General features: G+C 37.1%; 11 protein-coding genes and 1 riboswitch. Of the genes, 2 read left to right on the forward strand and 9 right to left on the reverse strand.

Features of this window, described 5'->3' with window-relative positions:
• The 3 genes from ACIQ7N_RS14830 to ACIQ7N_RS14840 form a co-directional block, all read right to left on the reverse strand.
• Positions 1-981: transposase (locus tag ACIQ7N_RS14830; RefSeq protein WP_402933356.1), on the reverse strand; the 981-nt coding region annotated here is incomplete at its 3' end.
• Positions 982-1,323: 342 nt separating this feature from the next.
• Positions 1,324-1,446, reverse strand: a complete 123-nt coding sequence (locus tag ACIQ7N_RS14835; RefSeq protein ID WP_402933359.1) for a hypothetical protein — start codon at positions 1,444-1,446, stop codon at positions 1,324-1,326.
• 117 nt (positions 1,447-1,563) lie between these two features.
• Positions 1,564-1,830: a hypothetical protein gene (locus ACIQ7N_RS14840; RefSeq protein WP_402933361.1), complete on the reverse strand. Its 267-nt coding sequence runs from the start codon at positions 1,828-1,830 to the stop codon at positions 1,564-1,566.
• Between the two features lie 826 nt (positions 1,831-2,656).
• On the opposite strand from ACIQ7N_RS14840, the gene ACIQ7N_RS14845 reads away from it, so the two are divergent.
• Positions 2,657-3,307, forward strand: coding sequence for a 5-bromo-4-chloroindolyl phosphate hydrolysis family protein (locus ACIQ7N_RS14845; RefSeq protein WP_132364822.1), 651 nt, complete (start codon positions 2,657-2,659; stop codon positions 3,305-3,307).
• Positions 3,304-4,371, forward strand: a complete 1,068-nt coding sequence (locus tag ACIQ7N_RS14850) for a toxic anion resistance protein (RefSeq protein WP_402933364.1) — start codon at positions 3,304-3,306, stop codon at positions 4,369-4,371. Before ACIQ7N_RS14845 ends, ACIQ7N_RS14850 begins: the two co-directional genes overlap by 4 nt.
• Before the next feature lie 251 nt (positions 4,372-4,622).
• On the opposite strand, the gene ACIQ7N_RS14855 is transcribed toward ACIQ7N_RS14850, so the two are convergent.
• From ACIQ7N_RS14855 to ACIQ7N_RS14880, 6 genes are all read right to left on the reverse strand, one after another.
• Positions 4,623-4,820: a DUF6501 family protein gene (locus ACIQ7N_RS14855; RefSeq protein WP_053485867.1), complete on the reverse strand. Its 198-nt coding sequence runs from the start codon at positions 4,818-4,820 to the stop codon at positions 4,623-4,625.
• A gap of 308 nt (positions 4,821-5,128) precedes the next feature.
• On the reverse strand, positions 5,129-5,860 hold the full coding sequence (locus ACIQ7N_RS14860; protein ID WP_402933367.1) for an amino acid ABC transporter ATP-binding protein: 732 nt from the start codon (positions 5,858-5,860) through the stop codon (positions 5,129-5,131).
• 12 nt (positions 5,861-5,872) lie between these two features.
• A complete protein-coding gene (locus ACIQ7N_RS14865) occupies positions 5,873-6,598 on the reverse strand; it encodes an amino acid ABC transporter permease (protein ID WP_402933370.1) in 726 nt (241 codons plus the stop codon).
• A 179-nt stretch (positions 6,599-6,777) separates the two neighbouring features.
• Positions 6,778-7,644: a transporter substrate-binding domain-containing protein gene (locus tag ACIQ7N_RS14870; RefSeq protein ID WP_402933373.1), complete on the reverse strand. Its 867-nt coding sequence runs from the start codon at positions 7,642-7,644 to the stop codon at positions 6,778-6,780.
• A gap of 115 nt (positions 7,645-7,759) precedes the next feature.
• Positions 7,760-7,946: riboswitch (Lysine riboswitch) on the reverse strand.
• 299 nt (positions 7,947-8,245) lie between these two features.
• Positions 8,246-9,481, reverse strand: a complete 1,236-nt coding sequence (odhB, locus tag ACIQ7N_RS14875; RefSeq protein WP_132357909.1) for a 2-oxoglutarate dehydrogenase complex dihydrolipoyllysine-residue succinyltransferase — start codon at positions 9,479-9,481, stop codon at positions 8,246-8,248.
• Between the two features lie 93 nt (positions 9,482-9,574).
• Positions 9,575-12,400, reverse strand: a complete 2,826-nt coding sequence (locus tag ACIQ7N_RS14880; RefSeq protein ID WP_402933376.1) for a 2-oxoglutarate dehydrogenase E1 component — start codon at positions 12,398-12,400, stop codon at positions 9,575-9,577.
• Between the last annotated feature and the right edge of the window lie 212 nt (positions 12,401-12,612).

The following is a 12,612-nucleotide window of genomic DNA, read 5'->3' on the forward strand; positions in this document are numbered from 1 at the left end:
CACAAGCGCGATTTTCTCTTCTTTTGTATATTCGATATTTGCCTTTTCAGAGTAAGCTGCGTCTCCAATAACCGTATTAATTTTCATACCTGCTTGTGTGCTTTTTTCAATTAACTCTTGAAGATATTTTCCATCGCTTTTTTCACCTGTTGTAATGACAGCTGCTGTAATAATACGTTCATCACTCAACGCGATATGTGTCTTATACCCGAAGAAAGAAGATTCCGACGTCTTATGCCCTTTTCGCGCATCCGCATCAGAAGAGTAATTTAGATGTTCTTGGAAATCCTCTACGACTTCTTTTAAAACATTCAGCTTTTCTTTGACAGATGGCATTTGTGCAATTTGTGGTTCCTTTTCAATGACTGAAATAACTTCCTTACAGTAAGTTATTTCATCCTTTACTTCGTTAGAAGTGGTCTTTGCGGGGAATTTGTCTTTCATCGATTCGTCAATTTTGTAGACAGCTTTTCGAGCGTTTTTTGATTTCTCTTGTAAAAATTCTCTAGGCGTTTTTTGGTTGTAACGTGCTTTTGTATGTGTGGCATCCACGATAATCGCTTGACTGTTGATGATTTTTTTCTCCAATGCGATCTCAACTGTTTTCCCAATGAGCATGTCTAATAAGCTTACGTCTTGAAGACGAAGCCGACGAAATTTTGTAAGCGAACTTGAATCAATGACTGGATCTTCTGGCGCCATACCTAAGAAATATTTGAATGACATATCGTACTTTGAACGCTCTACAAGGTCGACGTCTGATACATCATAAATCGCTTTTAATAATAAGTACTTAAACATACGAATTGGAGGAATGGCATTTCGTCCATTGTCTAAACAATATTTTGTTTTTAACTCTTCTAAAATGAATGAAAAATCAACAAGTTCATTGATTTGGCGAAGTATATTATCTTTTGGCACAACAATATCGTAGATCGCCATATATGGACTTAAATGAAGGGTTTCTTGATTTGAAATCATCGGGGGCACCACCTGCACATTAGTTCTTTTATTATAAAGGAAAGCGTGACTAAAATAATAGTGTGATACATTGCGTTGTTTGGAGAAGCATCGCTCGACTCCTGCGGGAAAGCGAGACAGACGAGACCCCGCACGAAGCGAAGCGTAGGAGGAGGCTCGGCGCTCGCCCGCGGAAAGCGAGCGGAATGCTTCGGAAAACAACAGTAGAGTCACAGTGCCAAATGAAAAAAGCGAGGTATTCAACGATTAAATCGTTGAATACCTCGCAATGTGAGAAGATATAGACTTTTTCAGTGCCCTCCTCATCATGAGTATGACTTTAAAGTCCTAATTATAATTCTTCTAAATAGATTGTAACGATACTTCTTGGATTGTAATCACTGCCCCGTAATTATCATCCTTATTAACTACATCACCAACATTCGGAATCAGAGCTGATAGAGAGTTGTTGATGTCAAACGTCATAATTATATCTCCATTTTGTTCACACAGGCTGACACACTATAAACCTAATGTCATCATAAGAAATATAATGCACAATAAAAAGCCACAATAAATTAGATGTGACTTGATATCAATATTTTATTTTGTCGTTAATGTCTCAATGGTTTTACTGTTATTACAGATCAAACATTTAGCTTTAAATTTTATACTCGATGAAAGTAATTGCAACTTACTTAAGTCGTTACTCAACTTTTCTATTTCAACTAAACCTTCACTTTGCAAAAGCCTAATTTCCAACTCAAATTTTTTTAATGATTTTTGAATTAATTCTATATCTTCCTTGTATTTCTCTAACATAATTTTAGGATCAATGAGTTCAATATTATTGTTTGTGTTTTTTTGCATATGGTAGACTCTCCCTTTTAACCTATGAAGTCATCTTTATGGCGCAATCTTTGGTACATAATAAATTGAAAAACACCCTAGTACATGAAAAAATTTTAACAATTGGATTTTATTAACACTATTATAAAGTTGTTTAACATATTTAACAATGTTATTTTTCATTCAAATGAAAATCAATTATGCCTCGGCAATATTGTTTGCTGTCGCTTCGCTTTCGCTACAGAAAAAAATGCGTCTGAGATCGCCTTTAATGTTTGTATAAGAAGCTCCTTTCAGAATTCTGTGAAAGGTAAAGGTGAGATGGGACAAGTCTATCGAATTAAAGCAGTCTAATGCATGACTTATAATCGGCGTGTATCACTACTCGATAGTAAGCGTATTTTGAGAATAAAATCTCGAATACGCTTTTTTATTTTATAAAATAATTTTAACGCCATGACGAGGAATCAACAACAGACGAAAAAACAATACTAATGTTTAACCTATTATGAGAGAATAAATTGACTAACAACATGTGAAGCAATTCGCGAATTACTATAATTTTGAATACAATATATAGAATGAAATCGATTAATCCAAATAGGCCTTTTATTACCTACCTGAGTAATAGATGACACAACAATGTCGGACATTTTGTTTGACTTCTTTTTCGTCTATCCCCTTTTCTTCCTAATAAAGCAAAGGATTTTCTTGTTCTTAAGTAATATCATTGAGAAACTTTACAAATAGCAGTAAAATTTATGTAAGGATTATTATTTCATTGAAACTTTATGTCGATTATTTCGTATAAGAATATAGACATATTTAAATGCTAGGAGGAAGAAACATGCTCAGTGTCGGACAGTTTTTCTCAAGACATACCGCTAGCTTCTTAATTTCTCTCACAACTGTTTCTATCACAGCAATTGCGGCAAGTCCAGGATACTTCCTTGGTGGTATATTGTTTGCTGGAACATATGCGTCGAGTACGGCGTTATTGAAATATAGACAGAAAAAGAAATTCATGCAAATAGCAGGTATAACAAAAGAAGAATACAAACATATTGAATCACAACTTACAGCAGCCAATAAAAATATTCAAACATTAAGTCAAAACTACTTACGTGTACGTTCAGTTTCTGCATTTAAGCAATTACTTGAAATGACGCGTATTTCAAAAAATATCGTGAAAATAGTTAAAACAGACCCACGAAAATTTTATAATGTTGAACAATTTTTTTATGCACATCTCCCTTCCGCTGTCGAATTAACGGATAAATATACGATGTTATCGAGACAGCCTGTGAAGGATAAGGAAATCCAACTTACATTATCGAAAACAAGAGAGACTCTTACAGATTTAAATGATACGATTCAAACTGATTTAAAGGATGCGCTTTCCAACGATATTGACCATCTTCAAATGGAAATAGAATTTGCGAATCGTTCAAATATAAGACGAAAAGAACAATTGGAGTGGCGAGGCGATGATAAATGACAGCAAATGATCACGCATTTCAACTAAATACAATACAAGGTCTTTCCCCACTTGTGCAATCTTATTTAGAAACAACTCCAAATAATGAGGCGATGGCGACGTATGATACGCTATCGCCTCTTGCACAAAGTCGTGCACTTCTATACGCTAGTCAGCTTGACCTGACAAACTTCGAGTCAGTCCTGTCTTTAGGGCAAGATTCACAACGATCACTTTCCCAATTTGCTGATCGAATGCTTGCACAAGTCAAACAAAAAGATGTCACAAAAATTGGCCAAATGTTAGACTCATTAATGCAAACGTTAGACCGTGTGGACCCTAACGCATTAGAACCAAAAAAGCAGTCCTTTTTTAAAAAGATGTTTGGTAAAATTGAGCCTACTGTTAAGCAAACATTAACGGAGTTTGAACGTATAAGTATCCAGGTAGAACGAATTGGTGTTCAGCTTGAACGTGCACAGCTTCAAATGCTAAGAGATGTGGAAATGCTAGAAGGACTTTATGCACATAATAGAGGATTCTTTGAGGAGTTAGCGACCGCTATTGCAGCAGGACAAATGAAGAAGCAGCAAGCTATTGAAGTGGAGCTTCCTGAAAAAGTGACTAGTGTACAAGCAACGAAACAGCCACTAGCTGTCCAACAACTTAATGACTTTGCCGCTCAAATTGAACGTCTAGATCAACGTATTTATGACTTACAAGTATCGCAGCAAGTTGCTTTACAAACTGCACCACAAATACGGATGATTCAGCAGTCTAATCAAACATTAGCGGAAAAAATTGAATTTTCCATCGTTACGCTCATTCCATTGTGGAAAAATCAGTTGGCCATGATGTTATCTATGCATATGGATCATCACTACGCACAGCTAGAGGAAAGATTATCTCGTACAAATGATCGTTTTACGAGCCCTTCCTTTGAACAGCAAGTATCGAAATTCAAAGAAACACAACATGAGCTGAAGACAGCTATTAAAGACGTCTTTGCCCTTCATACAGCTACAGAACAGGAAAAACAGCAATTACAGGATGTAGCTGAATTAAAAACCTTTAAGAAGGAATGATTCCCTTTTTCCAACAAAGAAGGGTGGCTCAGAAAAATCTGAACCACCCTTTTATTTTCATTCAGCAGAAGACAACCACCTCTGAAGGTGGTGATGAATGCATATGTAGCTCCCCCTTTTCAGGGATTTCCAAACACCTACTGAATGAAAATAAAGCCTCCGGCGGATGTCACGGATTTTTTAAAGGAATGAATTGTGCAGGCACAATTCAAAATCCGGACGCAATTACGCCAAGGCGAAATTGATTATACTTATTCGAAATAATCTTTATAGTAGCCACCGATATTACCAGTGTTATCGATAATAAAAATGAACTCTTCTGTTTCATTTTTCACATCATATTGTTTCCCTACTGTTAATACGTTTGAAACTAAATATTTTGATGCATTAGTATGCTTACAAGTAACTGTGCGTACTGTTGGAGCATCTTTCCATTTTAAATGTAACATAATCTCTCTACCTCTCTTTACTAGCACGAAGCTAATGTCTACTGCTTATTTTATAATATTTTTGAACTTTTGTGGAGAAAAAAACCATAGAAGATCATATTTTCTCCATAACTATCGTTATTTAACCATATTCATCATAAAAATTTTTACTTCGAGGTGTTCCTATGAGCTTTGGTGGTGTACCGCAATGGTTTTTTATTCTAGCCGTTGCCTTTGCAATTTGCTTTATTTTATACGCAGAATGGAATTCTAGAAAATAAGTGAGCCCAATACATTGGACTCACTTTTTTTGTTATTGGAAACGATCGTTATTTTAATGTTCGTTTTAAAAACTCTTTTGTCCGTTCATGTTGAGGATTTATTAATACCTGTGATGGGGGTCCTTCCTCAACAATTACACCTTTATCCATAAATACGACGCGATCCGCTACTTCTTTGGCAAATTCCATTTCATGTGTAACAATTAACATCGTATTCCCAGCATCCGCTAGTTGACGCATTACCTTCAACACTTCACCGACCATCTCCGGATCCAGTGCTGATGTCGGTTCATCAAACAACATTACATCCGGGCTCATTGACAATGCTCGTGCAATCGCTACACGCTGTTTTTGACCACCAGATAGTTGTCTTGGCTTCGCATTTACGTATTGATCCATACCAACAATTTGCAAATATTTTAAAGCAATTTCCTCTGCTTCTACCTTTGAACGCTTTAATACTTTCATTTGACCAACTGTACAATTTTGAAGCACATTATGGTTGTTAAATAAGTTAAATTGCTGGAATACCATACCTAAATGTGTACGGTATTCTTGGATATTATGCTTTTCGTCTAAAATATTTTCACCTTTGTAAATAATTTGACCGCCACTTGGTGTTTCCAGTAAATTAATGCAGCGTAGTAGTGTTGATTTACCAGAACCGGAAGAACCGATTAAGCAGACAACCTCACCCTTTTCTACTTGGAAATTAACATCCTTTAACACTTGGTTACGTCCAAATGATTTACTTAAATGCTCTATTTTAATAACTGTCATCTGTTCGTCCCCCTATATTGCTTCTTTCTGTTCTTTTCTGTATGCATCTGGTCCATCTAGACGTTTTTCAATATACAGTAATATTCTTGATGCTGTGAATGTCATAATGAAATAAAGGACGCAAGCTACAAAGAAAGATTCAAAATAGCGGAAGTTATTACCCGCAATCGATTTTGTTTGGAAGTATAATTCCGTAACCCCGATAACGTTTAATACGGCTGTATCTTTAATATTCATAATTAATTGGTTACCTGTTGCAGGCAATATATTTCGTGCAACTTGCGGTAATACAACATGTAGCATAATTTGAAAATGGTTCATACCAATGGCCGATGCGGCCTCGTACTGCCCTTTATCAATGGATACAATACCACCACGGACAATTTCAGCCATATAAGCACCTGTGTTTAATGAAACAACTAAAATACCTGCCGTAATAAAGTGCATATCAATGCCGAATGCTATATCTAACCCGAAAAATACTACCATCGCTTGTACAATCATTGGTGTACCACGGAAAAATTCGACATAGCATGTTAGTATAAAATTAAAGAGCTTTAAGCTATAGAACTTTACACCTTTTTTACGAACCTTTATGGTATGCATAATTCCGATGAAAAATCCGATAAGTGCACCAATAATTGTACTACTAATAGAAATAAGTAATGTATAATACGTACCTCGTAAAAACATTTGCCAGTTGTTCTCAACAATAGAAATAATCCATTCTAAACTCATGATGTTCCTCCTAACAACGTCGTGTTGCTTGTTCGTTACAGTATCGTGTCTTATCTGGAGCCTTTGTTTCTTTTATTTTATGAAACATTTAGCTAAGACATTATTATTATTTTGAGAGATTCTTATTGTATCAATTGTAATGATATGGCACGGACTAGTAGATAGCCCGTGCCATCATGTTATTGGGCTGCTGGTTGTTGGTGAATGGCTTCTTCCATAATTTTTTGGCGATCAGCTTCAGAAATACCTTTTAAGATTTCATTTATTTTTTCAAGATGCGCATCGCCTTTACGTAAACCAACTGCAATGGATGTATTTGAAATATCTGTATCGAAGCCCTTTTCGAACTTCACATACGTGAACTTATCATTTGCAGCAGCAGCAGAAATACCTTCTGGACGTTCTGCTACATAGCCGTCAATTTTTCCAGCTTCTAATGCAACACGCATCGCCGGGAAATTATCCATTGCAGTTTGTTTTTTTACATCTTTGATTTGATCGATGACATTGTAGTTAGATGTATTTAATTGTGATGTAATTTTAGCACCAGAAAAATCTTGGATAGAAGTTGCTTTTTCATATTTACTGCCTTTTTTTATGACCATAACAAAATCAGATGTATAGTAGTTTTCAGTGAAATCAACTGTTTGCTTACGCTCTTTAGTAGGTGACATACCTGCAATGATTACATCAATTTTATTGGATTGTAACGCCGGTACTAAGCCATCCCATTCCAATTTAACGATAACTAATTCTTTTCCTAAGCCCTCAGCGATTTTTTTCGCCATTTGCACATCATAACCACCCGCATATTCTGCATTATCCGCAATTTTTACTGCACCATTTGCATCATCCTGCTGTGTCCAGTTGAACGGAGCATAACCTGCTTCCATTCCAACACGGAATTGGCCGCCGCCTTCTTCCGTACTCGTCTTGTTACCGTCATTACTAGATGACATTGTAGCCTTTTTGTCACCAGCACCACAAGCTGCTAGCAAAATTGCAGTCATGACGGTCAACATTAATACTAACCATTGTCTTTTCATATAACATTCCCCTTTTCTGTAAAAAATAAGACAACTGTACCAAAAAAGACCTAAGTACTGAACTTAGGTCTTACTTTTTTTAACAGTTGCCCAAATCCTCACTATAATTCCATTATTCCGAGATAGCACAACCTAGTAAACCTGGAAAATAATTTACTAGGACAGTCCTGCACTTATTCACTGCAGACCCAGCATAAAAGTACGAGCTCCTTTTATACTTCGGCGATAGTTCCTTCTCCATTGCGTCTTCGCTTGCTTGTACTCAACAATGAACTAATAAATACCGCGCCTCTACCTCACAATAAGAAAAAGTGAGGTTTGTATATTTAATTGATATTAAGATACTACTATAAAGTTAATAAGTTCGTCAAGATAATTTTGTTACTTTTCTGACTAATTACAATATTATGGTTTTTTATTCCTTTAAATGCCTTTTAGTCCTTTATAAAAGGTGAAAATTATTAAGACTGCCGCTTTGCCGAAAGAGTCCTCGTCTCTTTTTACCGTCGCCCTAGCTCTTCTATTCGTCGACTCCTTAAAACTGTTCCAAAAAAGAAAAAACCCTGCAAACATTGTTCGCAGGGCTTTATAAACTCAGGAATTAAGAATTTAATAATAAATCTTCTGGGTTTTCAAGTAGTTCTTTAACAGTTTTAAGGAAGCCTACAGAATCTTTACCATCGATAATACGGTGGTCATAAGAAAGGGCTAAGTACATCATTGGGCGAATTTCTACTTCACCATTCACTTCAACTGGACGTTTTTTGATAGTATGCATACCAAGGATACCAGCTTGTGTACCATTCATGATAGGTGTAGACATTAATGAACCGAATACGCCACCATTTGTAATTGTGAATGAGCCACCTTGAAGATCTGCTAAACCTAATTTTTTATCGCGTGCTTTTTTCGCTAGGTCTGCAATTGAATCTTCAATTTCAGCAAAGTTTTTGCGGTCAGCGTCACGTACAACTGGTACTACTAAACCTTCTTCTGTTGATACAGCTACACCGATATCAAAGAAGTTGTTTAAGTGAATTTCATCACCAACGATTTGTGCGTTAACATATGGGTATTTTTTAAGAGCTGCAACTACAGCTTTTGTGAAGAATGACATGAAACCAAGTTTAGAGCCAGTTGACTCGAAGAATTGGTCTTTTTTACGAGAGCGTAAAGCCATAACGTTTGTCATATCTACTTCGTTGAATGTAGTTAACATTGCTGTAGATTGTTTTACTTCAAGTAAGCGTTTTGCAATTGTTTGGCGACGACGGCTCATTTTTTCAATTGTTACACGTGATTCATCTACAGCTGCAACTGCTTTAGGTGCTGCTGGAGCTGCTTGTGGTGCTGCTACTGGAGCTGTACCATGAGCTGCTACGTCTTGTACACGTACACGGCCTTGTGGATCTACTGGAGATACAGCAGCAAGGTCAATACCTTTTTCGCGCGCTAGTTTACGAGCTGCAGGAGATGCGATTACACGCTCACCAGTAGTTTCTTCTACAACTGGTGCTGCTGCAACAGGAGCAGGTGCCGCTTGTGGCGCTGCTGGAGCTGGAGCTGCTGCAACTGGTGCCGCTGGAGCAGGTGCTGCACCTTCGCCAGCTTCTACTACTGCGATAACTTGACCAACAAGTACAGTATCGCCTTCTTCAGCTAAAATTTGAGTTAAAACTCCCGCTTCTTCAGAAATGATTTCAGCGTTTACTTTGTCTGTTTCAAGTTCAACGATGAATTCACCTTTTTCAACGCGATCGCCCACTTTTTTTACCCATTGTGCGATACTACCTTCTGTAATCGATTCTGCTAATTCAGGGACTTTAATTTCAGCCACTTTCATTTCCTCCTTTAATTAACGTGCATTGTGCACATAAAAGGGCTACTGCCTTAGCAAGTAGCCCGGCTCTCAAAAATTAATATGTGATTATTATTTAACCTTTACAGGCTCAGCAACTGCTTCTTCTACAACTGCGGCTTGAGCTGCTTTATGAGAATCTGCATCACCTTCAGAAGTAGAGCTCATTGCAGGACGTCCTACATAACGAAGCTTTTTACCTTCTGAAAGTTCATGTAATGTTTCTAATGCATAATTCCATGAACCTTGGTTTTTAGGTTCTTCTTGTACCCAAACAACTTCTTTTACATTTGGATACTTAGCAATAATACCAGCAACTTGCTCTTTTGGGAATGGGTAAAGTTGTTCTACACGAACAATGTGTAAATGATCGAAGCCTTCACCATCTTTAATACGGTCTGCAATATCGATCATTACTTTACCTGAACCTAATACAATGCGTTCAACAGCTTCAGTTTTTGAACCTAGGCCTGGTTGTTCAATTACTTCTTGGAATGAGCCATTTGCTAATTGCTCAGCATTTGCTGCAGCTAATGGGTGACGAAGTAAGTACTTAGGTGAAACAACTACAAGTGGACGAACACCTTCAGTTCCTAATAATGCTGCTTGACGACGTAATAAGTGGTAATAGTTACCTGCGTTTGAACAGTTCGCTACGAACCAGTTATTTTCGGCTGACATTTGTAAATAACGTTCCATACGGCTTGAAGAGTGTTCTGGACCTTGACCTTCATAACCATGCGGTAAAAGAATAACTAGACCAGATTTTTGACCCCATTTAGCACGTGCACCTGAAATAAAGTTATCGAACATAACTTGCGCCATATTTGCAAAGTCACCAAATTGAGCTTCCCAAACTGATAGTACATTGCCATTTTCTAAATTGTACCCATATTCAAAGCCCACTACCCCTGCTTCTGTTAGTGGAGAGTTGTGTACTGTAAATGATGCATTTGCACCTGAAATATGGTGAAGTGGCGTGAATAACTTACCATTGTTTTTGTCATGTAATACTAAGTGGCGTTGAGAGAACGTACCACGTTGTGCATCTTGACCTGTAAAACGTACTGGTGTGCCATCTTGAATAATTGTTGCATATGCTAGCGTTTCTGCATGACCCCAGTCAATTTTTGCAGAAGCAAATGCATCACGGCGTTTTTCTAAAATTTTGCCAAGTTTTTTCTGTGGTTCAAAGTTATCTTCAAACACTAAAAGCTCTTCGTTAATTTTTTCTAGACGTTCCACACCAACTGCTGTATCAATTTGTGGGAATTCTACTTTTAATTCTTCTGGCATTTCTAAATGCTTGTGTTCATCTTTATCAGCCATTTCTTTTACATGATCATAAGCTGCTTGCATTTCTGCATAAATAGCTTTATCTAATGCTGCAACCTCATCAGCAGAAACTACACCCTCAGCTACTAATTGAGCACCGTATAAAGCACGAACTGGCTCATGTTTAGAAACTAATAAATATGTTTCAGGGTTTGTTACAGTTGGATCATCAGTTTCATTGTGACCATGACGACGGTAACCGATAAGGTCAACGATAATATCTTTACCGAATTTTTGACGGTAGCTAGCAGCGAAACGACCTACTAGAGCTACAGACTCAGGGCTATCTGCATTCACATGCACTACTGGTACTTCGTAACCTTTTGCTGGGTCAGAAGAGTAAAGAGATGAGCGAGAATCTTGTAGTTCAGTTGTAAATCCAATCATGTTATTAGCGATGATGTGGATTGTACCACCAGTAGTGAACCCTTCAGTTTTTGCGAAGTTTAATACTTCTGTTACGATACCTTGACCTGGGAACGCAGCGTCACCGTGCACAAGAATACCTAGTCCTTTTGTGCGGTTATGAACAGCTTGCCCTGGCTTAGATGTGTCATCTTGTGCTGCACGAGCTGTACCTAAAACAACCGGATTTCCTACTTCTAAGTGAGATGGGTTGTATGCAAGCTTAACATTCATACCAGATTCACGCATATATGAAGCACCCATGTGGTACTTAACATCGCCAGTCCAACCTTTCGTAATTTCAAGGCGACCATCTTCTGGCATAAATAACTCATTAGATACGTGTGCAAAGTCAGAGAACATCATATCGTAAGGTTTATTTAAAATGTGTGTTAATACATTTAAACGACCACGGTGAGCCATACCAATACGTACTTTTTCTACGTTATTTGCTTCAGCTGTTTTTAAAATTTCATCAAATAGAATGATTTGAGTATCTAAACCTTCACCAGAGAAACGCTTTTGACCTACAAACGTTTTATGAATAAACTTCTCGAAGTTTTCAACACGAGTTAAACGATTTAATAAAGCTTTTTTCTCATTAGAAGTTAATGCTTGTTTAAATGAACCTGTTTCAATTTGTGCTTGAATCCAATCACGTTCTTCTGTTGCTACTACGTGATTATATTCAAATGCTACTTTATCTGTATAAACAGATTTTAAGTAATCAATTGCATCTTTACCATTTTTCACGTTTGCTGGCACATCTTTGAAGAAGATAGCTGCAGGAATTTCAGCTAAATCTGCAGCGCTAAGGTTGAACGCGCTTTCTTCAATTTGAGCTGTTTGTAGTTCACGGTTTTTCAAAGGGTAAATATCTGCCGCTAAATGACCGTTTGTACGGATTGCATCTGCTAATTTCACAGCTGCTAACACTTTCTTGTAATCGCCAGCAGGAGCTGCTGCTGCATTACTAGCTACAGCTACTTCACCTTCTACTACTACTGGTGCACCAAATTGTTGGAATAATAATACTAACTCCGGTTCTACTTCTTCAGGAGACTGTAAGAATAAGTCGTATTGCTCCATCACATATCCTAGGTTAGGACCAGAGAAAGCTGACCATGGAGAACTTACAGTTGTAACGTTGTTCGACATGAAAAATGACCTCCAAATTTTGCCTTTCGGCAGTTCCATTAATTAAATTACAATTAATTATATAATATTTTTCCGTTCTTTTAAAGGATATTTGACATCATAACCATTATTTAAAGAACGTTTTTTCCATCTCAATCTTACTACTCTTCACAAAAAATACAACTCTTTTTAGCAAATTAAGCAATTTTTTTCCCAAAGGATGAAATAATTAA

Source organism: Lysinibacillus sp. NPDC095746, assembly GCF_044763535.1.
In the GTDB taxonomy this organism is placed as follows: domain Bacteria; phylum Bacillota; class Bacilli; order Bacillales_A; family Planococcaceae; genus Lysinibacillus.

What these genes read in the sequence shown, in the direction of transcription:
- ACIQ7N_RS14835 (WP_402933359.1), bottom strand. Translation starts at nt 1,446, where the DNA reads ATGACGTTTGACATCAACAACTCTCTATCAGCTCTGATTCCGAATGTT.
- ACIQ7N_RS14840 (WP_402933361.1), bottom strand. Translation starts at nt 1,830, where the DNA reads ATGCAAAAAAACACAAACAATAATATTGAACTCATTGATCCTAAAATT.
- ACIQ7N_RS14845 (WP_132364822.1), top strand. Translation starts at nt 2,657, where the DNA reads ATGCTCAGTGTCGGACAGTTTTTCTCAAGACATACCGCTAGCTTCTTA.
- ACIQ7N_RS14850 (WP_402933364.1), top strand. Translation starts at nt 3,304, where the DNA reads ATGACAGCAAATGATCACGCATTTCAACTAAATACAATACAAGGTCTT.
- ACIQ7N_RS14855 (WP_053485867.1), bottom strand. Translation starts at nt 4,820, where the DNA reads ATGTTACATTTAAAATGGAAAGATGCTCCAACAGTACGCACAGTTACT.
- ACIQ7N_RS14860 (WP_402933367.1), bottom strand. Translation starts at nt 5,860, where the DNA reads ATGACAGTTATTAAAATAGAGCATTTAAGTAAATCATTTGGACGTAAC.
- ACIQ7N_RS14865 (WP_402933370.1), bottom strand. Translation starts at nt 6,598, where the DNA reads ATGAGTTTAGAATGGATTATTTCTATTGTTGAGAACAACTGGCAAATG.
- ACIQ7N_RS14870 (WP_402933373.1), bottom strand. Translation starts at nt 7,644, where the DNA reads ATGAAAAGACAATGGTTAGTATTAATGTTGACCGTCATGACTGCAATT.
- ACIQ7N_RS14880 (WP_402933376.1), bottom strand. Translation starts at nt 12,400, where the DNA reads ATGTCGAACAACGTTACAACTGTAAGTTCTCCATGGTCAGCTTTCTCT.